Consider the following 21,308-nt stretch of genomic DNA (forward strand, 5'->3'; position numbering starts at 1 on the left):
CGCTTTGCGTCTGTGAAAGAGCAAGTCTGTAAGGATCCTGTCTACACGGTTATTATAACCCTGCATGTCAGCCAGAAATCGTTTGAGGAATGAAATGCACATATAGCGGAATGAAATGCCTTTAAAGTCGCATAATTTGCCGGAATTCCTTGGCCTTACTGCGACTCACCGGAATTTCTGCTTCTAGTCCACGCAAGCGCAGGAGATACGTATGATTGAACCAAGGTACAATCTCACGGATCTGCGACAGATTCACCGTGTACGATCGGTGACAACGGAAAAAGTCCTGCTGCGGCAGCCGGGCATGAAATTCCGAAATGCTCATCGGCATCGTATATTCTTCGTGCCTTGTAAAGACACGAGTTACCTTTTCCTGCGCACACGCATAGTAAATATCGTTCGCATCCGTTACGATAATTTTGTCATTTTTCAGCAGATTAATACGTCCTGGAGCAGCAACGGTGCTGGTTTCAGCAGCTCGGGGTTGCCCAGCCTGAACAGGCTCCTGTATTTGAGCGTTTCGCTGCTCATAAGCATTTTCGAGCTTATGTAGCATGGATGCGATCCGTTTTTCATCATATGGCTTGAGAATGTAGTCGAACGCCTCCAGTTCAAAAGCCTGCGCCGCATGTTCTTTATAGGCGGTCGTAAAAATAATATAGGGCTTTTTAGCAAATTTGCTAATGTTCTGTGCCAACAGCATCCCGTCCAATGAAGGAATGTTAATGTCCAGAAAGATCGCATCCGTTTCCTGATCTTGCAGAAACCGGAATACATCCAGCCCATCCTCAAAACTATCGGTCACCTCAATGCTGCTATGAGTCTGAATAAGATACTCCAGCTCTTCACGCGCTGGAAGTTCGTCTTCTACGATTATGGCCTTCATGACTTCTCCTTTGGTATGTCAAAATAAACTTCGGTGCCTGGATCATGTTTAAGAATAATTACTCCTTCACCGTACATAAGCTTGAGTCTTCTGTGCACATTGTACAAGCCGATCTGTTTAGCTGGAACTTGATCATGATATAGGTTATCCACAACATCGTCCCGTATACCCACCCCGGTATCAGCCACAGAAATACGCACTTTTTCGCCACGATCCTTTACAGAAATGGTTACTGTACCTGGTCCCTTTTTCTTGAGGATTCCATGATTAATTGCATTCTCAACCAGGGGTTGGATAATTAGGCTCGGAATACGCACTGACACCTCATCCATTACATACTCCACCTGAAGCCGATTGCCGAAGCGCGCTTTTTCAATTTCTACGTAATCCGACACCTGCTGAAGCTCCTTGTGAATTTCGATCAAATCATCATTCAACTCCAAATTATAACGCAGATAGCCTGACAAATTAATGATCAGTTCTCGCGCCTTATCCGGTTTGGTGCGCGTCGTTGAGGCAATGGCGTTCAATGCGTTGAATAGAAAATGAGGATTGATCTTCGTCTGGAGTGCCTTTAACTCGGCCTTATTCGCCGCTTCCTTAATTTGCTCCACACGCGACACTTCCATTAACGTGGAAATGATCTGAGACAAGCCAATCGCCATCGTCTGCAGCGGATACGTGATTTTATAAGCTTTTCGGTAGTAAATCTTCAGAGTTCCGGTTACTTCTCCCCGCTCCTCTAACGGGATAATGAGCAGAGACTGGATTTGGGGCGTTTTGTCGTCAGCGATATGGTTGCGGATCGTGATTTTACCGCTACGGATCGTCGATTTAGTCACATCGCTAATGATTTCATCCCCGATATGATAGCGTTCTTCGCCAAAACCGACGTAAGCCAGCACATCTCTGGTATCCGTAATCGCCACCGCATCTGCCTTGATGTCTTCTTTTATAATTGAGCAAATCGTATGCAAGGATTCCGCATTAATGGAACGAAAATAAGGCAACGTCTTGTTGGCAATATCCAATGCCAGCTTGGCCTGTCTGGCCGCGATATTCTCCTTTTCCCCTTCCACACTCTGGATTAATAGAACGATTAAACCAATACTGACTTCTCCGATAATCATGGGTAGACCGATCTTGGAAACGATGTCGACACCAAGACCATGAGGTTGGGCCATCACCAGAATAAGCAGCATCGTCAACGCTTCACAGACCATACCTGCGGCGATACCGACCAGCCATCTCTTGGAACGATTAACCCGGCGACCGATATATCCTGACACCACACCTGCCAGAATACTTGTAATCAGACACGGAATCGAGGTGATTCCCCCGATATCAATCAGATAACGATGAATCCCCGATACAATACCTGTAATGATCCCAACCCAGGGTCCAAACAAAATTCCGCCCGCCATAATTGCGATGATCCGAACGTTAACCAGCGAGCCTTCGACTTCAATCCCGGTGTAGGTACCAAACAGTGCAAACATACAGAAAATCAATGTTAGTAACGTCAGCTCTGCCGGAGAATGACTGTTCTTCTGCAAGGTTTCCTTAAACCGGGGGATACGTGTAATAAAAAACAAACAAATCAGCAACAATGCTGCGCGCTCAAATAGCTGCATCAGCATTTCCAACAAGGCGTTCACATGCGTTCCTCCCAAATAAAAACGGATATGCCTACATAGGTTGTGTTATCGTGTACGTCGTTCGTACACACCATACCCGAGTATCATCAAGCCACATACGAATAAAATAATAACAAATATATTGTCAATAAAACTCGGCATATCAGGTTCTGAATTAGATATACCTGAACTATTCAATTTAACAGGGACGGAATTCGCAGCCCATTGAATGACGGATATAAAGCGCTCCATCGTATATATCACTCCACTACCCAATAGGCTTAACACGCCGATTAACAAATATTTAAGCTCCATAGGAATTTCTCCCCCAGTTCGATAAATTCTATCACTCTATCATTATTCACATATTTCAATCCTCACCCTGCCATTACGGGCACGAATAAGCGCCTTTCCGCCAATCGGATATGTAAACTGCGGCGTGGTGTGGCCAAAATCGGCATCTGCAATCACCGGTATAGAGGCCAATTCTCTTTTCGAGCGAATGATTTGCCGCAGCAATTCTTCTGTCATATGAGACGCCTTCTGAAATCGTCCTATGATGATTCCTTTAACCTGATCAAATCCGGGCTGGTGCAACAATGATTGCAAATCCCGGTCAAATGTAGCGGGAGAGCTTTCGTAATCATCCTCAACAAACACTATGGTTCCTTTTAGACTTGGCATGTATGGGGTTCCCTGTAACAAATTCAGGGTACACAAGTTTCCACCCACAATCGTACCCTCTGCTTCTCCTTCATGAATCGCATATGGACCCGCATTATGGTGAAAGCTTCTTTTATCCTGATCCAGATACCAAGTATCGTCACTCCACTCCGATGAAGATTGGATTTGAATGCTGCCCTCTTCCAACATTAACCTTTGAAAATAAGTCATCGTATACTCATTTCCTCGCAACATGGCGAACGTCAAAAAATGAGGGCCTGCATACGTGATAAGCCCCGTCTTAGCATAAATCGCATGGCTTAACGCCGTTATATCCGAATAACCACATAATCGTTTAGGATGAGCGCTGATCAGATCATAATCCAGATGGGCAAGGAGCTGATTGGCATTATAGCCCCCAATTGAGGTCAGGATGCCCTTTACCTTCGGATCGATAAAAGCTTCGTGCAAGTCAGCTACTCTAGACTCTATCGAAGAAGATGCAAAATCATCGTTTTCCAGCACATGCTGTGAAAAGCTCACTTTAAACCCAAGCGCCTCCAGTCTATGCTGGGCAATCAGGCGATTTTCCTCAGAAACAATAGACAAGCTTCTGGATGGCGAAAGAATGCGTATCTCGTCTCCAGCTTTTAATTTAGGTGCTTGCTTTCCCATCATCATAGCCACTCCCCCTTGTTACAAAGCATTTAAACTGCCACAAATTATACCATCAACTTCCATCTAATTATAGCTTCTAAAACTTCCCACTTCATTTCCCTTCTTCTTAAACACAGTAAAAAACCGGGGATACCGCTTGTTAGCGATAAGCCCCGGATCTCTAGTCCGCTGATGAAGCTTTTCGGTTATTTACTTTTGCTGATTTTGCTAGAACTGCCGCCCTCATTCTGATCATGCACTAGCTCTTTCAACTGAATAATCAATGCCTCCAGCTCACTAAATCCCGCCACCATATTGGAGGTTATATTTTGCTGCTCCTCTACTCCAGCCAAAATTTGCTCTGACGCTGCACTTGCTTGTTCTGTCACACTGGAAAATTCCATCATCTCTTGAACGACCTGAGACGAAAATTGCTGCATACTATTCGTACTGGACTCTACCTCCACGGCCTGCACCAATACTTTATTGGCATTTTGCAGGATATCCTCCAGTACAATTTCGGTCGAATGTGCCGACTCCATACTTTGCTGTAATCTTTCCTGTCCCATGTCAAATTGACTTACAACAGAATCCATCTGAGTTCTCAGCTGCTCCAAAATACCTTCCATCGCCACTGAGGTGTTTCCAACCATTTCAGCCAAATTACGCACTTCTCCAGCCACAATCGCAAATCCTTTCCCATGCTCTCCCGCTCTGGCAGCCTCAATGGATGCATTCAAGGACAGCAAATTGGTTTGCTTTGAGATTTGAGTAATATCTTTAAGCATGGAAGACATATTGTCACTCTGCACTTTAAACTCATCTAATTCTTCTTTGGTACGACTCATCACCCGACCCAAATCCTTAATTTGAGATGTTAGTGCAAGTAGTTGACTGCTCCCTCTACCCCCGGCATTTTTCGTATCCTCGGAGAGCTGCTTCAGCTCTCGGGAATGATCGGCAACCTCGCGCACGTGCCGATCAGACTGAGCCAAGTTATCGGTTACCTCAGTGATATTCGAAGCTTGCATTTCTACGCCTTTAGCAACCTCCTGAAACCCGATAGCGACTTCATTCGTCACGTTGCCTGTAGCATCCACTTGATTCCTGAATCGTTCTGTAAAGCTATGCAATCCAGCTACAGCTTGTCTAACTTGCTCAAACAGGAATTCAATCCGTTGCCTTGTGGCCTCCATATCTTTATTTTGCTCTTCCGTTTTCTGAAACTGCTTTTGATTTAACACCGATACCACTAACAGTAGCAAACCAATCAGTAAAACAATGATAAACTCATGCACATAACGCAAAGAACCGGTAGCCTGGGGAGTTGCGGGCGTACCGATCGTAATTTGTACAAAAATATTACACAGATTTAAGGTCATGGTTACCAGAAAATATCGGTAAGATGGGTAGAGCAACAACAATGAGCAGATAAAGATCGAAACTACTACATCCACGCTAGACAAGTTCACAAATATACATATTAATGCACTATAAAATGTAATAATCCAAGGAATAAGACGGATTCCTTTCTTTTTCATATTCAGAATTGTCAAAACTGCCGCGACTACAAATCCTACACCACTAGATACCCACATCGAGGGATTAGATACTGCCGGGATGATGCTGCTCAAAGTCATAATCCAAAAAATAATGATCACCAATTTGTTTCTTTGCCACAACAATTCATTCGTTCTGTCCATGATTGCGTACGCGCTCCTTAGATATATATTAGGTATTTATAAAATAAAAATGTAAATGCCATACTATATATATCGTCATATCAGAACGCGTATTGAATGATGGTCGTGCTTTAAAGAGAAAAACCGCCCCCTAACAGGGAACGGTTTTTAGCTCACGGTTTGATCATCTTCTTTAATCAGCCAACGTTCAATATGCCTGCTGACTTCATTAAGATTCCTTGTTTTCGGAAGCCTCTTCAGCGCCTTCAGTTGCCGCTGCATCACCTTCCACAGCAGCATTCTCTACCTCGACTGCACGCGGCACGATCACGGATGCCAGCAGCTCCTCTTCAGAGACATGCAGCGTCACACCTTTAGGAAGCTTTAAGTCGCTTGCGCTCAGCTTGTCGCCAATATCCAGTGCGGATACATCCACTTCAATTGTGGACGGCAAGTCAGAAGGCAAACCTTCAACTTCGACTTCTGTTTCTTGAACTTGCAGGATACCGCCTGTTTTTGTACCTACAGGGGTTCCCTGATAATCAATAGAAACACGCACGCGAAGCGGTTTGTTTTTGGAAATTTTTAAAAAATCGGCATGCAACCATTGGTTGTCACGCTGTTGATAATCTTTAATAATTACTGGGATCGTTTCTCCGCCTTCTACTGTGAGATTAAAAACCTCTGAACGTCCGGTTCTGACTACTTTATTAAATTCCTTGGCATCGACATGTACAGGGGTTCCCTCGATTTCAGAGCCGTAAACCACAGCTGGAATCCGTCCTTTTAACCTTAATCCACGAATGGCCGAACCCTTCTTCTCTGTTCTCGGCTGGGCGGTTAGTTGAATACTTCCTCCATTAGAACTCATGATATACAACCTCCTTCAGGTTACCTTACAAATGATTTTCCTCCAAGAATCTTGCTTGGTTTACCAGTCGTACTACAGAATATGAGCCAGCAAGCTGGCAAAACTAAACAAGTCCATAATTTTATTTTACCCCTTTTTTCTGAAAGTGACGCACACTTGCATAAAAAAATAGCATTTCTCGAAATGATCGAAAAATGCTATTTTCTCGTGTATATATGACAACCAGGCATACAAGTCTATCCCGCTCGGTTATCGTTAACCAGTAATAAATATTCCTCTCTGCCACTATGAATCAATACCTGCATCACAGACCGGGTCAGATCTACAACAATATAACGATCTGCCTCCACATCCTTGGCATCCCAGTGATTCAGGCGGACAATGTAGCCAATTCGCTGTACATCAGGAGCCACCCGAATGCGGGCTACTGCCCGGCCGTCATCTAAATCTTGAAATTCAACATGTCCGTCACGGTACCCAGTGCCCCATACCCACACATTCCAGCCAGAGTATTGCCGGTCTGCACGCTCATAGATCAGTTCAATCGTACGAAACGGAATAACCTCTCTATCGTTTCCTAGCTGAGCATCTGTCATTGCTGTACCTGCAATCTCTTGATTTGTCCCCTCATCCAAGCCTTTCGTTTTGTTATCCACTTGCTCGTTAGCTTGATGATCATGCTCTGTCAAAAAGGAGGCTTGGGGAGGTCCATCCTGATCGTACAACACCATCATCGACCAGCGCGATACCGTCACACGATGACCTACCACTTCATACCGTGTCTCATTCCCGGCCCCGTGTGCATCCACGACTACATGCCATCGATCCGATTCCGCAGGCAATAATATGGTCTGTTCTGTATCCGAACCGTTATAAATCACTACAATATGATTCCAGGCATCGCCGTTAGCATGGTGTCTCAAAGCAAAAGCGACCACATGCCCACTGCTTTGTAGGACTTCCATATGCTGCTCCACCAGCTCACGCTGATCCATACGGAATGCCGGGTGACTGCGTCGCAAAGCAATTAAGCCCTGGTAGTAATCAAACACAGGTCGAAACCTCGCCTTGTTATTCCAACGGATGGCGTTCACCACATCAGAGCTTCGGTAGCTGTTATGGTCTCCATATTTGGAACGCAGCAGTTCATCCCCTGCATGGATAAAAGGAATGCCTTGCGATGTCAGAACCATTCCGTTAGCTAACAGGGACTTACGTACAGTTTCGTTTTCAAGTAGGTTACTTTCATCCATCTCCTGATACGGGTCTGCTTCGGCTACGGCTTGTTCGGCTGTTCTTCCATCTTTGGGGTTCCCCTGCTCCCATTGCGGAAAACGACAGTTCTCCAGTGCATGTCTCACCGTCAAAATTTTATCCCACAAATTGAGATTATCGTGGGCCGTTACATAATTGACGGTCTCTGATGGCTGAGCTGTGAAATCATAAATAGCTCCAAAAGCACCTTGAAGTACCCGTTCCTCCTGATTTTCCGCACCCGTAGCAAACCCGCTTCCTGTACCGTCGCTATCTCCCTTAATGGCAGAACGGTAATTGTCGTTAAAAACGGCAAAACCCTTATCCCGCTGCGTTCCTTTTAATGTAAGCAAAGGCTGAGGGGACTCTCCTCCTGTCCAAGGCTCACCATAGATCAGCAGATCGGGACGTATCTCAGAGCGAAGTTCTCGAGTAAGCTGCTCTACAGTCGGTGTATCAATCAACGCCATCAAATCAAACCGGAAGCCATCTATGTGATATTCCTCTGCCCAATAGCGCAGTGAATCCTTGATATACTTGCGCACCATCGGACGTTCGGTTGCCATCTCATTACCTACACCTGATCCATTGGTGAGCTTCCCTTGCTCATCTGTACGGTAATAATATCCTGGTACAACTGGCTCAAACGGACCCTTTTCCACCGAATACGTATGATTGTACACGACGTCCATAATGACACCGATGCCGGCCGCATGCAGAGACTGTACCAGCAATTTCAACTCGCGTATACGCGCCTCCGGATCAGCTGGATTGGAAGAGTAGGACCCCTCCGGCACATTATAGTGCTGCGGATCATAGCCCCAGTTATATTCAGTTCCTAATTCCGAAAAGTCATTCACCGTATGAAAGTCAGCCACGGGAAGCAAATGAACATGTGTAATGCCCAGCTCCAGCAAATGATCCAGTCCGATACGGTTACCCTCGGAATCCGTTAATCCCGTATACGTAAAGGCTGCAAACCGCCCCTGAGCGGCAGATAAATCTTTTATACCCGTATTAAAATGGGGGTCCATCGAAAAATCACGCACATGAAGCTCATAGATAATGGCATCTGTCGCACGCTCAAGTACAGGCCCCTCATCCTGTTCCCATCCATCCGGGTTGGTTTGATCCAAATCAATGATAGCCGTACGTTGCCCGTTGGCTGATACCGCTCTGGCATATGGATCGGCAGCATAATGAATGGTGTGGTCCACCCACTCCAGCCTGTACATGTAATAATATCTGTTCCAGTCGCCTTCCAGTTCGATAGACCATACACCTTGATCATCACGGCTCATTAGAAATTCCTGACCACCACCGTGCTCCTGAACGATTCCTTCCTGATCGTACACCCCTGCGTCGCTATACAACGCTATATGAACCTGCTGTGCAGTCGGTGCCCATACCTTAAATTTGCTGCCCGCAGGCGTATAAGTAAGACCCAAATCATAGCCTTCATATATGGGATATGCTGTGTGCTCAAGTCCCTTGAGCTGATTGAAATCAGACATTCCTGTTCACCACCCATTTTTATACATCGGCTTATAGCCTCTGTTCATCCATCATTTATGATGTTTATGACTTGTCAATATACCTCAGGATTTGCAAAATCCTCACCTCATAGGCTATCAAAATAAGACAAGCTTGAAAAGCTGGATGAATTAAATAAGGATGACACTCTCATTTCAACACGCACACTCCATTTTATGACAAAACGATGAACAGGCTACAGCTTTCGCCTCCAAAGCATCACATTTATTTTCTAGCTTTTATCACTTATAGACTAGACTGAAAAAAAGCATGCTAAACCATGTACCATTTTCAGGAGAGTCGGCGGTTATCCATTTGAAAAATTTTATCAGCCATTCGCATGGTAGAGCTTCGATGCGATACAAGGATAATTGTTTTATCTTGCTGCTGTTCTTTTAACGATTTTAAAATAATCGCTTCGTTCAAACTGTCCAAATTGCTAGTTGGTTCGTCCAGCAGTAAGAGGGGCGCATCATGAACAAAGGCTCTGGCCAGTCCCAAGCGCTGACGTTCTCCACCAGACAGCCTGTCCCCCAACTCTCCAACTCGGCTGTCATATCCTTGAGGCAATGTCATAATAAAATCGTGCACTGATGCCTTACGGGCTGCTTCTACAACCTGTTGATGTGTAGCATCAGGCTTTCCAATTTTGATATTAGCTGCAATGGAATCATCAAACAGGAATGTATGCTGATCGACATAGCTTTGCAAGCTTCTTAAATGTCGGGTCTCAATGTCCTTTAAATCGTGTTCAGATAGCAAAATTCCACCTTGTTGCGGGTCCCTGAATCGCATCAGCAACTTCAACAACGTTGACTTGCCGGAGCCGCTTTTACCCTGAATACCTATAATTCGTTTGGGCGGTATCGTGAGACTTACGTCCTTCAGCACCGTTTGACCATCGTATGCAAAAGTCACCTTATCTATCTGCGCTCCAGTAAAGCCAACAGTCATTCCATCCATATTTTCTTCTACCTCCGGGGTCTCCTCCAGCAGACTCAGCACTCGTTCCCCGCTTGCCAGCGTCTGAAGCAAATTGTTAGACAAATTGCTCAGCGCGACCACCGGACCAAATGAACTAAACAGGGCAATGACTGAAATCAGCATACTTGTAAAATCCATCTGCCCCTTAGACATGCCATACAATCCAGCTAGCAGCATCAAGAATGAAAATCCGATTACAGCCGCATCTGTGATCGCTCTTGTGATGCCTTCGTGATGCTTCAAGTCCTTCTGCTTGGCATCCAACTGATCCGTACGACGGTTAATTTCATTTAATCGTTGTTCCCCTTGCCCATATTGAACAATTTCCTTCATCCCGCGTAAGCTGTCCAAAAAATAACTACTCAGCTGGCCGAAGCTGCTCCGGTATTCCATCCCTTGGCGCTTGCCCATACGTGACGTAAGCAGAGGAATGAACAAACCGACGGTTATGTAAGCAAGCGCAGCGATCCCGCCTAGTAAAGGCTCATAAGAGCCTATAAAAAACACCATAATCAGTGAAGTAATAATGCCGATCATAACAGGCGCTATCGTATGCGCATAAAATACTTCCAATAGCTCAATATCACTTGTAATCAGCGAAATCAGATTCCCTTTGTCTTTGCCTTCAAGCTTGGCTGGAGCCAATCTGCGCAAGGCTAGAAGCACCTTGTCACGCAGCACGGCCAGCAGCTTGAAGGCGAGATAATGACCGCTCATTTGCTCGCCATAACGAAATACGCCGCGTAATACAGCACATAGCACGATGGCAGTCAGCAAAAATGTCATGCTGTAGCCTGTCGTGATGCCCGTTGCTGTCAGTAGGGCAAGGGCCCCATACACAATAATGCCAATAGCACATACAAAACCAAGCACTCCTGTAACAATCGTTATGAGCAGCACAGGTAAAAGAGGCCCTGCCAAGACCAACAATTGACCCATAATCCGTAAACCGTGTCTACGCATATACAGCACCTCCTTTCACAAACTGTTCCATCCTATGCTGACTGAGATACATCTCCGCATAATGTCCCTGCTGGCTCAACAGCTCCTGATGCGTTCCGGATTCTGCCACTAAGCCATTTTGCAGCACAACAATGCAGTCAGATTGGATCACGTTTTCCAGTCTGTGAGAGATGAGAATCACTGTTTTTTGACCTGCCAGTGCATGTATGACTTCCATGATGCCTTCCTCACTCTCAACGTCAATGTTAGAGGTAGCCTCATCAAAAATATACACATGACTATCGTGCAGCAACGCTCTGGCCAGTGCTAGCCGTTGGCGCTGTCCTCCTGACAGATTCGCTCCCTGCTCTTCTATCTCTGCTTCCAGTCCCCCTTCGGAGAGAATAAAATCATACAGCTTCACTTGCCGCAACGCTTCCAGCATTTGTTGCTCATCCGCGTGCTCATTCCCCATTCTCAAATTCGCTTCTACAGTGCCTTTAAAAATGTAACTGTTAAAACCGATCCAGGTCATATGACGCATGCGGCTTTCTTCCGTAATGGAGGTCAGTTCGGTTCCTCCGATCTTCAGGCTTCCTTGATAGCCCTCATGATGTCCAACGATCAATCCGGCTACCGTACTTTTACCTGAACCTGATTCTCCAACAATGGAAACAAAGCTCCCTTGAGGGATATTCATGGATATATTTCGTAAGGTATCTCTTTCATCGTAAGCAAAATTTACCCGTTCCAGTTGAATGTCTGTGGCTTCTATGCTTTGTTGTCCTTGTATAAAATCCTCTGTACTCAACATTTGGAATATTTTATCACTTGCTGCCATTCCGTTCATGGCGATATGAAAGTAGGAACCGAGCAGACGCAGCGGAATGAAAAACTCTGCCGACAGCAAAACAATGATGAGCGCTCCCGCCAAGCCAATATGACCTGAAGAATATTCGCTTACCGCGACCAGCACACCTGCGGCGGCACCACCAAATGCGATAAGATCCATGACAGCCACGGAGTTTAACTGCATAGTCAGGACTTTCATCGCCATTTTGCGAAAATCCTCAGCCGCTGTGTTCATCTCCTGATGTTTATCCTGGTCTGTCCCGTAAATTTTGAGCGTGGTCAGACCTTGTACATTTTCCAAAAAGCTGTGACCCAAATTGACATAGCTGCCCCAATATTTCCGAAACAGCTTTTTAGCCATCCTCATAATGACAATAATGGACACTGGAATTAAGGGAACACAGATTAATAGAATAATAGCCGCTTTGAAGCTGACAAAAGAGAGGGTGATGAACAACGTTACAGGCGCAAGCAGACTATAGAATAGCTGAGGCATATATCTTCCAAAATAGGTCTCAAGCTGCTCCACCCCTTCTACAGCAACCTGAATAACCCCCGAAGTGGAAGTATGATCTGTATAAGAGGGCCCCAGCTTTAGCAGCTTGCCGTAAATCTGTGAGCGCAGCGTTTTTTTAGCATTGATTGAAGCCCGATAGGACAACATACTGGCTGCATAATTACTCAGAAAGCGAACTGCAATGGCAGCCATAACAATGACCGTCATGAATAGAATCAGCTTGCGACTCACTTGTCCCTCCCATGCTTGCTGCATCACAAAGGCCATAGACAAAACAGCGGCTATACTCCCTAAAAGACCGATCCACTGTACAAGCACACCCAAGATGATATATTTTCGAGAATGCTCCACCAGGCCTAACAGACGACTGTCGACCATTTTAGATTTTTTTTTTGGAGTAGGAACGGCTTCAGTTGAAGTCAGAGTTTCCGCCTCAGCTTCTCTCACAGTTCCGACTCGGAATATAAAGTAATAATATTTAAAAAGGATGACTAAGACGATGAGCGTTTTGCCCCATATATTAGGGGTAAAGATAAATCCTGTAATCAGCATAGCTGACGCTAAGCCCAATGACGTAATTTTTGTGGACAGCTTCAACGACCTGGTTTGAACAAAACTTTCCAGATATTTTTGATACAGAGACGTATTTGAAAACCACCGATGAATCCTTTCAGACCCCCGCATAAAGAAAAAGGTTGCCAGCAGCAGAAACGGTGTAGTCGGCAGCAACGGCACCACTACACCAATAACTCCAAGTGCCAAAAATAAAAACCCTAAGGTAATATAAATCGGTTTCACTATAATCCCCCTAATATATATACTATTAATGATATTTTATGGATAATGATAATCATTATCAATATATATAATTTAATCAGGTTGTTATGTGATGTAAATCACGCATATAAAAATCCTCTTGAAGCTCAACTCCACAGAACATTTTTGTGCTCATGTAGATGTTTGGTCTTCAAGAGGATGATTGAAATAAGTGCGTGTTATTACGTTGTTTTACGAACTTATAATATCATATTGCTCCAATACCTGCCGATGTAACGGGTCATCTGCAGGTATGGACGTATAACGTGTCAGCGCTACACTCACCCCTTGGCTGCGAATCACCTGCTGAAGCTCAACTGCTTCGGGGTCTTCCGTAATATCAAATTTGCAGGCAGCAGCCATTCCTAACGCCAGATGATCGGTCCGGATACCATACTCCTGTGCTTGCAGCGCGGGACGTACAAGACGGTCATTGGGAGACAGCTTGCGAAGCGGTGAACGTCCGACCCGAGTAACCTCGTCTGTCAGATTAGGATTGCGGAAGCGATCCAGAATCTTAGAGATGTACTTCTTATGCTCCCCTTGATTCAAGCCGAATCGCTTTACAAGCACCGCTCCTGTTTCCTCCAGCGCCCCTTGGATTGAATCTACCACCTTGGTATCCTTCATGGCCTCCTGGATCGTGGCATAACCTGCGGTATAACCAATATAGGCCGCCACGCAATGCCCCGTATTCACCGTAAACAACTTGCGTTCAATGTAAGGCTCCAGATCCTGCACGTAAAGAATGCCTTCGATTTCTTCATGGTCAGCTGCCATCTGCGAGCGATCCACCACCCACTCGTAAAAAGGCTCTACCTGCACATGCAATGGATCCTCATGATGCTGGATCGGCACAATCCGGTCTACAGCAGCATTAGGGAAATATACCGAAGCCTCTGCCTTGGCACGAGTCGCCTCATTCAGTAGCGCAAAAACATGCTCTTTCAGTTGGGCGCTGCCTCCAATTGCATTTTCGCAAGCAATCACATGCAGCGGGCCTGCTCCACGCTCTACCCGCCGTGCTATCCCCTCGGCAATACCTGCTGCAATATGCCTGAGGATGCTAACCCCGACTGCGGTCGTTACCAGATCAGCATGATTTACTGCATCCGCTACAGCGGATGCATCTCTGCCGTCAATCGCGGTTACATTCGTTACCGTCTCCGTATCCTTCGTATCATTCGCCAACTCAACAGTATATTGCTTGCGGCGTCGTAACTCAGATACAAGTGTCTCGTTGACATCTGAAAAAACAACCTCATAGCCTGCACGCGACAGAATCAGCCCAATAAAGCCGCGACCGATATTTCCTGCTCCAAAGTGGACGGCTCTCATAGCTCCAGCTCACTTTCGAACAGATCTATAATTTCCTGTGGGATCACCGCGTTGCGAAGTTTGTCCATGTTTTCTTCCTCCGCACATACCACAGCGATACTTGTCAAAATCTCCATATGATCGCCGCCTTGGGCTGCAATGCCGATCACCATGTATGCTTTTTCTTCCCCGAAATCTACGCCTTGCGGGAACTGAACGATGGAGATGCCAGTGGATTGAACAAGTGTCTTAGATTCCTTGGTACCATGTGGAATAGCCAACCCGTTCCCGATATAGGTGGATACAATCTCCTCGCGTTCAAGCATCTTGTCAATGTACTCAGTTGTAATATGTCCTGCATCCAGCAGGATTTGTCCTGCCATACGAATCGCCTCATATTTGTCTTTGGCGGTTGCGTTCATTTTTATTTTGTCTATCGTCATAATACTCACGGTAGGTTCCTCCCTGTCCCTAATTTACTGTGAAAAAATTCAGCCAGCTCAGTCGATATATAATTGGCAATCTGATCTCTACTACCGTGTTCCAGTAGTGTAATCATGTCTTCCTGCAGCAGTAATGCACTAATCTCGCTCAATACCTCCAAGCTTTCTTTCGGTAACTCACGAGGTCCCAACATCAGCAGAACGCATTCCACTTGTTCGTCTACATCCGCCAACAGCGGCTCAGCCAGCCTATACAAGGTCAGCAAAGGCTGGCGAATATAGGGACTGCGTGTATGAATTAAAGCAACGGAGGTATCAGTAATCACCTGACTACCTTGGCGCTCTCTTTCCATAAGCTGTTCAGCAACAACAGAAGGCTCTGTGACATTTCCCCGCCCTGCCTCCAACATGCATATAGCCTCTATGGTAGCTGGCATATCCATCCCTTGATTTTCCAGTGGATACACTTGAAATTGCTGTACAATGTGCACAATCTCCTCAAGACTTTTCCGTAGACCAGTAAGCCACTCCATGCCCTGGCCGGAGAGTACAGCCTGTTCCTGACGATGATCACTGAGTTGATTGAGTGTAATATGCTGAATGAAATGACGCAGGCGGTCACTCTCCTCTTGCGTCAGCAGCGGGCTGATTTTGAGATACCGATCCGGCTCAAGCGGTAGCTCCACTGTCGAAATGATCAGATCATAATCCTCCTTGGGAATCCGCGTTGCCTCGTACCATGAGGCCCTATCCACGATTTTGATCTGTGGCAGCTCCTTGGCCAGTCTTGTTGCCAGAAGTCTGGAAGACCCAATTCCGCTCGTGCAGACTACGATTGCTCGAACCTCCCGCTGCAATTGTCGCAGCCGCTCCAACGAAGCGCCAAAATGCATGACCAGAAATCCGATCTCTTCATCTGGTACTTCCATTTCCGTCATATCCGCCGCAGCCTTTTTGACCGAGTCGAACAAGCTGCCGTAATCCTTGCGAATTTGCTGAAGGAGAGGGTTGCGGATCGCTCTCCCTTCCCTCAAACGTTTGAATACTGGAGCCATATGGGCAATCAGCCCTTCACGCAGGACACGATCCTCTGCTAATGGTGTGCCTGTCTCTGCCTCTACACGACGAATCAACTCATGAACCGACTCCAGCAGTACAAGATCATCCAGTGGCAGCAAGCGGGTGGAATGATCCTCAGCATCACGGAACAGCAACCCGAAATAACATCGTTCCGGTTCTGGAAATTCAATATCCAGCGCCGCTGACAACTCTGCGCATATACGCTCCACCATAGCTGTGCGCAGCATGATATTCTCCTCTGAATCTGTTTTCGAATACGAGAGACGATGATCCACAACGTACCCAAGGCGCAGACGTGCCAGAGAAACGCAAATTTGAATCAGCAGTTCCATATATTTGCTTTCCACCATGTTTTTCAGCCATTGATCATGAGGCTGCCAGAGAACATTCTCCACGGTTAGCAGATTCTCTCTGCCAATCATCTCCAGCAATTTTTCTGTGACACGTGTTACGGGACGAAGCTCCTCTCGGCCGGAAAACAGATCCGATTCATCCAAATATTCGAGAGCAAGCTCAGAAATCGCCCGTCTTTTGTCTATCTCCCGTCCTGTAATCTCGACACCGTATCCCCGTCTGCGCACAAGCATGAGCCCTCGATCTTCGATCCAGCCTAGTAATTCGTCCAGATCATGACTGACCGTAGTTACTGTGACTTTCAAATCCGATGCTAGCGCCAGCAGCTTGATCGGCTCCTGTGTATCCAGCAGCATGCACAGAACTACAATTTTTCTCTCCTCAGCCGAGTATTCGTCTGACTTCGTATGCAGTAATTGCTCCCGCAGACTTGCAAGCTGAGTCGGGCCGGCATCCACATAGATACCGATCCCTGATTTTTTCTCCAGCTTTACCTCATGAGCCGCCAACCAACACTCAACTGCGCCAAGTTCCCGATGAACCGTCCTTGTGCTGACATTGATCTTCTCAGCAATTTCCCCGGCCGTAACCTCTTGAGGCTGCTCCAAAAGATACTCTACGATGTCAGATTGTCGTTTCGTAATATTCATAAGGGCATACCGTTCCTTCCCAAGCTCTCATCCCTTCCAGCAGGAAATACAAACTGTATACAGCCGGCCTGACTTTATGGGGATTAAGAATCGGATTTCAACCGTTCAACCAGCGCTTCGTATTCAGGGCTCTTCAGGAAATTGTCAATGGAAATGTGCTCAGCATTCGGGGCTACCGTTTTAGCCCGGTCTGTCAACGTTTTTTGTGTAATGACAATATCCGCATCCTGTGGAATTTCACTGATTGCCGTATTCGTTACCGTAACGCCCACGCCCGCCTGTTTCATTTTTTTGCGCAAAATTGAGGCTCCCATGGCGCTTGAACCCATACCTGCATCACAGGAAAAGACAATTTTATTCACCTCGGATTTATCCTTAAGCGTTCGATCTGCGGCAATCTCGGCAGCACGATCGGATGCGCGGTTATCTTCCATTACAGTGGCGTTAGCGCTTGCACCCTTGCTTTGATTTTTCATATCTTTCAGGCGGGATGCAGCTTCCTCCAGCCCCTCTTCCTTTTGCTTGCCTGTCTTGAGCAATACTGCAGCAACCGCAAAGGATACGACCGCAGCTGCGACCACACCGCTCAGCATCGGCAAATATCCGCCTTTGGGTGTCATCAGGAAATAAGCAATGATACTGCCTGGTGAAGGAGCAGCAACCAGTCCGGCACCTGTCAACATAAAACAGAAGGTTCCCACAACGCCCCCTGCTATAGCAGCGAGAATCAGAATCGGCTTCATCAAAATATAAGGGAAATAAATTTCATGAATCCCGCCGAAAAAATGAATAATGACTGCACCAGGAGCAGACGACTTCGCAGAGCCTTTACCGAACAGGCAATAGGCCAGCAAAATACCGAGTCCCGGGCCAGGATTGGATTCAAGCATGAACAAAACGGATTTTCCTGTTCTTGCAGCTTCCTCCAGCGCAATCGGACTCAATACTCCATGATTCAGTGCGTTGTTGAGAAATAATACTTTTCCGGGCTCAATAATGAGATTGACAAGCGGCAGTAGCCCTGCGTTCACGAGGAACTGTACCCCTGTCGACAACACTTGACTGATGGTTTGCACGACCGGGCCGATCGCCACATGCGCTAGTAATGCTAGAATGGCACCGATAATCCCAGCCGAGAAATTATTGACCAGCATTTCAAAACCTGATTTGACTTTGCCCTCAATGGCCTTATCGAACTTCTTCAATATCCATGCAGCCAGCGGACCAGCTACCATCGCGCCCAGGAACATCGGGATATCGGCCCCCACAATGACCCCCATCGTCATAATGGCACCGATCACACCTCCACGCTGTCCGTGAATCATCGTGCCTCCCGTGTAACCGATCAGCAGTGGCAGCAAATAATTTTTCATCGGATCAACCAGTTGTGCAAAACCCTCATTTGGGAACCACCCGGTCGGAATAAAAAGGGCCGTAATTAATCCCCATGCGATAAAGGCTCCCATATTGGGCATAACCATACCGCTGAGAAAGCGGCCAAAACGCTGTACGGCGACACGAGCGCCACCGTTTGAACTGGACTTTGTGTCCACTGTGCTCATATTCATATCCTCCTTGTGAGTAAATAGCATCACTACCTTTTCTTAAAATTCATACTAAATGACAGCGCTATCTTCATCAACGAAATGAAAACGTACTTTCGTCATGAACGTTGATGACAACATTTAAATTTAAAGTAACGACAAGGCATTATACCTGCATAATTCTTCTTAATATGGCCGATAACAATAGAAATTAGTCGAAAAAACACTGTTGTAAATCTGTGCAATTGTATAAAGAGGCTCTCTTCTAAGCCTGCGTAAGCAACGTAAATACGTCTTCTAAAAGACAACAAAAAAATAGCCGCTATGTCAGGCATAGCGACTATTTTATACAAAAACTGAGCGGACTAACGATGCTCTTATTTAATTCAATATCCATATAAAAACTCAGAATAAAGCGCTATTATTTCATGCTGTATTGCTCATTATTGCTCATCCGAAATCAACTGCTCGTACTGCTCCGCAGACAGCAACTTGCCCAGAGCTTCCTCGACATCATTGCTCATCTCTACTTCGATCATCCAACCCTCTTCATAGGGTGATTCATTCACCAGCTCAGGTGTACTTTCCAGAGCTTCATTTACTTTCAAAACGGTTCCCGTCACCGGAGCAAAAAGATCGGATACGGTCTTCACCGATTCAATTGTACCAATCTCCGTCCCCTGTCCAATCGTTGTTCCCGCCCCAGGTAATTCCACAAAAACAATATCACCCAATTGATGCTGTGCAAAGTCTGTAATGCCGATCCGCAACGTCCCATCCACTGTGTGCTGAACCCACTCATGTTCGTCTGTATACCAAAGTTGCTGTTTCACTTCACTCATCCTGCTTCGCCTCACTTCCACATGAATAAAATGCTTTTGATCACCTGTATTAGACAAGTTAAGATTATGACAACAAGAACATCCATGTCAATAATACTAACAAAAATACTCCATACCAACTCATATAGCGCAGTCTATAAAAAAATGATAACTTGTAACAAACGCTTACATATCCTTATTTATACAATAAATGTTTTTCATATTGTTTTATATGACATTTTTATTGACATTTTGAATGGATTTGCGTATTAATGGGTTATAGTAATTGCTTTTGAAAATACCTCGACAACTGCAAACGCGGATGAACGCGGAGGGAGAGACTACCAAAAATATTCGCATCGCTGTTGTCGTTTGTGAGACAGTTGGGCACGCGAATCGGATCAAGTTGTTATCTGCAAAACCGGGTAACATACCGTTGATCCAAAAGGTAGCGCCGAAGGAGTAAACTTGCATTGCAGGTGAATCTCTCAGGCAAAAGGACCTCTGCCGGACGCATCTCTGGAGAGCATCCGTGAAAAGAGCGGATCACCCAAGGGGAAACCTGGTTCACACCGGGGTAACTTTCTGGTATCAAGGACAGAGCTGAAAGAAGAGTATGGACTGCCGTCTATACGTTTCTTTTAGCCTGTCTTTTTTGTTTAGCCGATTACACTGGATAGGAGTGAAAAAATGTCTAATTTGCGAAGAACACCACTATATTCGTCCTACGGGACGCAGCCCGGGGTTCGTTGTATTGACTTTGGCGGGTGGGAACTCCCCGTTCAGTTTAGCGGCATTCAAAAGGAGCATGAGGCCGTCCGACAACGTGCAGGTTTATTCGATGTATCGCATATGGGCGAGTTCTTGGTTGAAGGCAAAGAAGCTGAGGCTTTTTTGCAACGGGTAACTACGAATGATGTCAGCCAGTTGGAACCAGGCCAGGCACAATATTCACTCCTGTGTTACCCCGATGGAGGAGTAGTGGATGACTTGCTTGTATATTGCAAAGGACCAGAGCGCTACATGCTCGTTGTGAATGCCTCCAACATCGACAAAGATTGGGATTGGCTCATACGCCACGTACCAGCATCGGTTCATCTGAAGAATGTGTCTGATGCGATAGCATTGCTGGCACTACAAGGACCGGAAGCAGCACGTATTGCCGCAGCCGTGACAGATACAGATATTACGAATCTGGCATCTTTCCGATTCCATGAGAACGTGCAATTGTTCGGAGCAAAAGCACTTGTCTCGCGAACTGGATATACCGGCGAAGACGGTTTTGAATTTTATATCCCTGCTGAGGAAGCACCCGCCGTGTGGGATGGTTTACTTCGTTGCGGTGAATCGTATGGACTGATTCCCGCTGGACTTGGTGCTCGCGATACGCTGCGCTTCGAGGCACGGCTACCATTGTACGGACAGGAGTTATCTGCCACAATTTCACCGCTTGAGGCTGGTTTAGGTTTCTTCGTCAAGTTGAACAAAGGAGATTTTATCGGCAGGGAAGCACTGCAACGTCAAAAAGAACAAGGAATTCCTCGCAAGTTGATCGGGCTGGAAATGATTGACCGCGGTATCCCGCGCGCTCATTATCCGGTGTTCGCTGAAGGTCAACACATCGGTGAGGTCACAACGGGTACTCAATCGCCCACCTTGAAGCGTAATCTGGGGCTGGCCCTGGTGGACAGTCGTTTTAGCACCCTATCGACACCGCTGGAGGTCGAAATTCGTGGTAAACGCCTGCGTGCGGAAGTGGTCCCAGCCCCCTTTTATAAACGGCTACGCTGATCTTAATCCTCTTC

The 21,308-nt window shown here is 46.2% G+C and carries 15 protein-coding genes and 1 riboswitch; of the genes, 1 reads left to right on the plus strand and 14 read right to left on the minus strand.

The features are described from left to right. Nucleotides 1–121 precede the first annotated feature (121 nt). The 14 genes from PPM_RS19635 to gcvH all read right to left on the minus strand — a co-directional run bounded on the left by PPM_RS19635 (nucleotide 122) and on the right by gcvH (nucleotide 19,524). The gene (locus tag PPM_RS19635; protein ID WP_013372559.1) at nucleotides 122–886 is read right to left on the minus strand and encodes a LytR/AlgR family response regulator transcription factor; all 765 of its coding nucleotides are present in this window, start codon (nucleotides 884–886) and stop codon (nucleotides 122–124) included. Next, on the minus strand, nucleotides 883–2,544 hold the full coding sequence (locus PPM_RS19640) for a sensor histidine kinase (protein WP_013372560.1): 1,662 nt from the start codon (nucleotides 2,542–2,544) through the stop codon (nucleotides 883–885). The genes PPM_RS19635 and PPM_RS19640 overlap by 4 nt, the downstream gene beginning before the upstream one ends. Before the next feature lie 45 nt (nucleotides 2,545–2,589). Continuing rightward, nucleotides 2,590–2,838 (minus strand): hypothetical protein, encoded by a 249-nt coding sequence (locus PPM_RS19645; RefSeq protein ID WP_013372561.1) that lies wholly within the window; start codon nucleotides 2,836–2,838, stop codon nucleotides 2,590–2,592. A 42-nt stretch (nucleotides 2,839–2,880) separates the two neighbouring features. Next, nucleotides 2,881–3,867, minus strand: coding sequence for a S66 family peptidase (locus tag PPM_RS19650; RefSeq protein WP_013372562.1), 987 nt, complete (start codon nucleotides 3,865–3,867; stop codon nucleotides 2,881–2,883). Nucleotides 3,868–4,049: 182 nt separating this feature from the next. Next, a complete protein-coding gene (locus PPM_RS19655) occupies nucleotides 4,050–5,546 on the minus strand; it encodes a methyl-accepting chemotaxis protein (protein ID WP_013372563.1) in 1,497 nt (498 codons plus the stop codon). Nucleotides 5,547–5,754: 208 nt separating this feature from the next. After that, nucleotides 5,755–6,396: a 50S ribosomal protein L25 gene (locus PPM_RS19660; RefSeq protein ID WP_013372564.1), complete on the minus strand. Its 642-nt coding sequence runs from the start codon at nucleotides 6,394–6,396 to the stop codon at nucleotides 5,755–5,757. 236 nt (nucleotides 6,397–6,632) lie between these two features. Beyond that, nucleotides 6,633–9,164, minus strand: a complete 2,532-nt coding sequence (gene pulA, locus PPM_RS19665) for a type I pullulanase (RefSeq protein WP_013372566.1) — start codon at nucleotides 9,162–9,164, stop codon at nucleotides 6,633–6,635. A 310-nt stretch (nucleotides 9,165–9,474) separates the two neighbouring features. Continuing rightward, entirely contained in the window at nucleotides 9,475–11,130 is a 1,656-nt protein-coding gene (locus tag PPM_RS19670) for an amino acid ABC transporter ATP-binding/permease protein (RefSeq protein WP_013372567.1), read from the minus strand. Beyond that, nucleotides 11,123–13,276 (minus strand): DUF454 family protein, encoded by a 2,154-nt coding sequence (locus tag PPM_RS19675; protein WP_013372568.1) that lies wholly within the window; start codon nucleotides 13,274–13,276, stop codon nucleotides 11,123–11,125. Before PPM_RS19675 ends, PPM_RS19670 begins: the two co-directional genes overlap by 8 nt. A gap of 210 nt (nucleotides 13,277–13,486) precedes the next feature. After that, nucleotides 13,487–14,632 carry a mannitol-1-phosphate 5-dehydrogenase gene (locus PPM_RS19680; protein ID WP_013372569.1) on the minus strand — a complete coding sequence of 382 codons (1,146 nt, stop codon included), beginning with the start codon at nucleotides 14,630–14,632 and terminating at the stop codon, nucleotides 13,487–13,489. Next, nucleotides 14,629–15,063, minus strand: a complete 435-nt coding sequence (locus PPM_RS19685; RefSeq protein WP_013372570.1) for a PTS sugar transporter subunit IIA — start codon at nucleotides 15,061–15,063, stop codon at nucleotides 14,629–14,631. Before PPM_RS19685 ends, PPM_RS19680 begins: the two co-directional genes overlap by 4 nt. Beyond that, complete coding sequence (locus PPM_RS19690) at nucleotides 15,060–17,138, minus strand: BglG family transcription antiterminator (protein WP_013372571.1); 2,079 nt, start codon at nucleotides 17,136–17,138, stop codon at nucleotides 15,060–15,062. The genes PPM_RS19685 and PPM_RS19690 overlap by 4 nt, the downstream gene beginning before the upstream one ends. An 83-nt stretch (nucleotides 17,139–17,221) precedes the next feature. Next, nucleotides 17,222–18,700: a PTS mannitol transporter subunit IICB gene (locus PPM_RS19695; protein WP_013372572.1), complete on the minus strand. Its 1,479-nt coding sequence runs from the start codon at nucleotides 18,698–18,700 to the stop codon at nucleotides 17,222–17,224. Between the two features lie 425 nt (nucleotides 18,701–19,125). Next, on the minus strand, nucleotides 19,126–19,524 hold the full coding sequence (gene gcvH / locus PPM_RS19700) for a glycine cleavage system protein GcvH (protein ID WP_016324642.1): 399 nt from the start codon (nucleotides 19,522–19,524) through the stop codon (nucleotides 19,126–19,128). 301 nt (nucleotides 19,525–19,825) lie between these two features. Continuing rightward, nucleotides 19,826–20,017: riboswitch (glycine riboswitch) on the plus strand. Nucleotides 20,018–20,193: 176 nt separating this feature from the next. Between gcvH and gcvT the strand changes: the two genes are divergently transcribed. Then, entirely contained in the window at nucleotides 20,194–21,294 is a 1,101-nt protein-coding gene (gene gcvT, locus PPM_RS19705; protein ID WP_013372575.1) for a glycine cleavage system aminomethyltransferase GcvT, read from the plus strand. Nucleotides 21,295–21,308 lie beyond the last annotated feature (14 nt).

It is taken from the genome of Paenibacillus polymyxa M1 (assembly GCF_000237325.1).
Classification (GTDB): domain Bacteria; phylum Bacillota; class Bacilli; order Paenibacillales; family Paenibacillaceae; genus Paenibacillus; species Paenibacillus polymyxa_C.

Excerpts from the sequence above, each read along its gene's own strand:
- PPM_RS19635 (WP_013372559.1), bottom strand. The coding sequence starts at position 886 with ATGAAGGCCATAATCGTAGAAGACGAACTTCCAGCGCGTGAAGAGCTG.
- PPM_RS19645 (WP_013372561.1), bottom strand. The coding sequence starts at position 2,838 with ATGGAGCTTAAATATTTGTTAATCGGCGTGTTAAGCCTATTGGGTAGT.
- PPM_RS19650 (WP_013372562.1), bottom strand. The coding sequence starts at position 3,867 with ATGATGATGGGAAAGCAAGCACCTAAATTAAAAGCTGGAGACGAGATA.
- PPM_RS19655 (WP_013372563.1), bottom strand. The coding sequence starts at position 5,546 with ATGGACAGAACGAATGAATTGTTGTGGCAAAGAAACAAATTGGTGATC.
- PPM_RS19660 (WP_013372564.1), bottom strand. The coding sequence starts at position 6,396 with ATGAGTTCTAATGGAGGAAGTATTCAACTAACCGCCCAGCCGAGAACA.
- pulA (WP_013372566.1), bottom strand. The coding sequence starts at position 9,164 with ATGTCTGATTTCAATCAGCTCAAGGGACTTGAGCACACAGCATATCCC.
- PPM_RS19670 (WP_013372567.1), bottom strand. The coding sequence starts at position 11,130 with ATGCGTAGACACGGTTTACGGATTATGGGTCAATTGTTGGTCTTGGCA.
- PPM_RS19680 (WP_013372569.1), bottom strand. The coding sequence starts at position 14,632 with ATGAGAGCCGTCCACTTTGGAGCAGGAAATATCGGTCGCGGCTTTATT.
- PPM_RS19690 (WP_013372571.1), bottom strand. The coding sequence starts at position 17,138 with ATGAATATTACGAAACGACAATCTGACATCGTAGAGTATCTTTTGGAG.
- PPM_RS19695 (WP_013372572.1), bottom strand. The coding sequence starts at position 18,700 with ATGAGCACAGTGGACACAAAGTCCAGTTCAAACGGTGGCGCTCGTGTC.
- gcvH (WP_016324642.1), bottom strand. The coding sequence starts at position 19,524 with ATGAGTGAAGTGAAACAGCAACTTTGGTATACAGACGAACATGAGTGG.
- gcvT (WP_013372575.1), top strand. The coding sequence starts at position 20,194 with ATGTCTAATTTGCGAAGAACACCACTATATTCGTCCTACGGGACGCAG.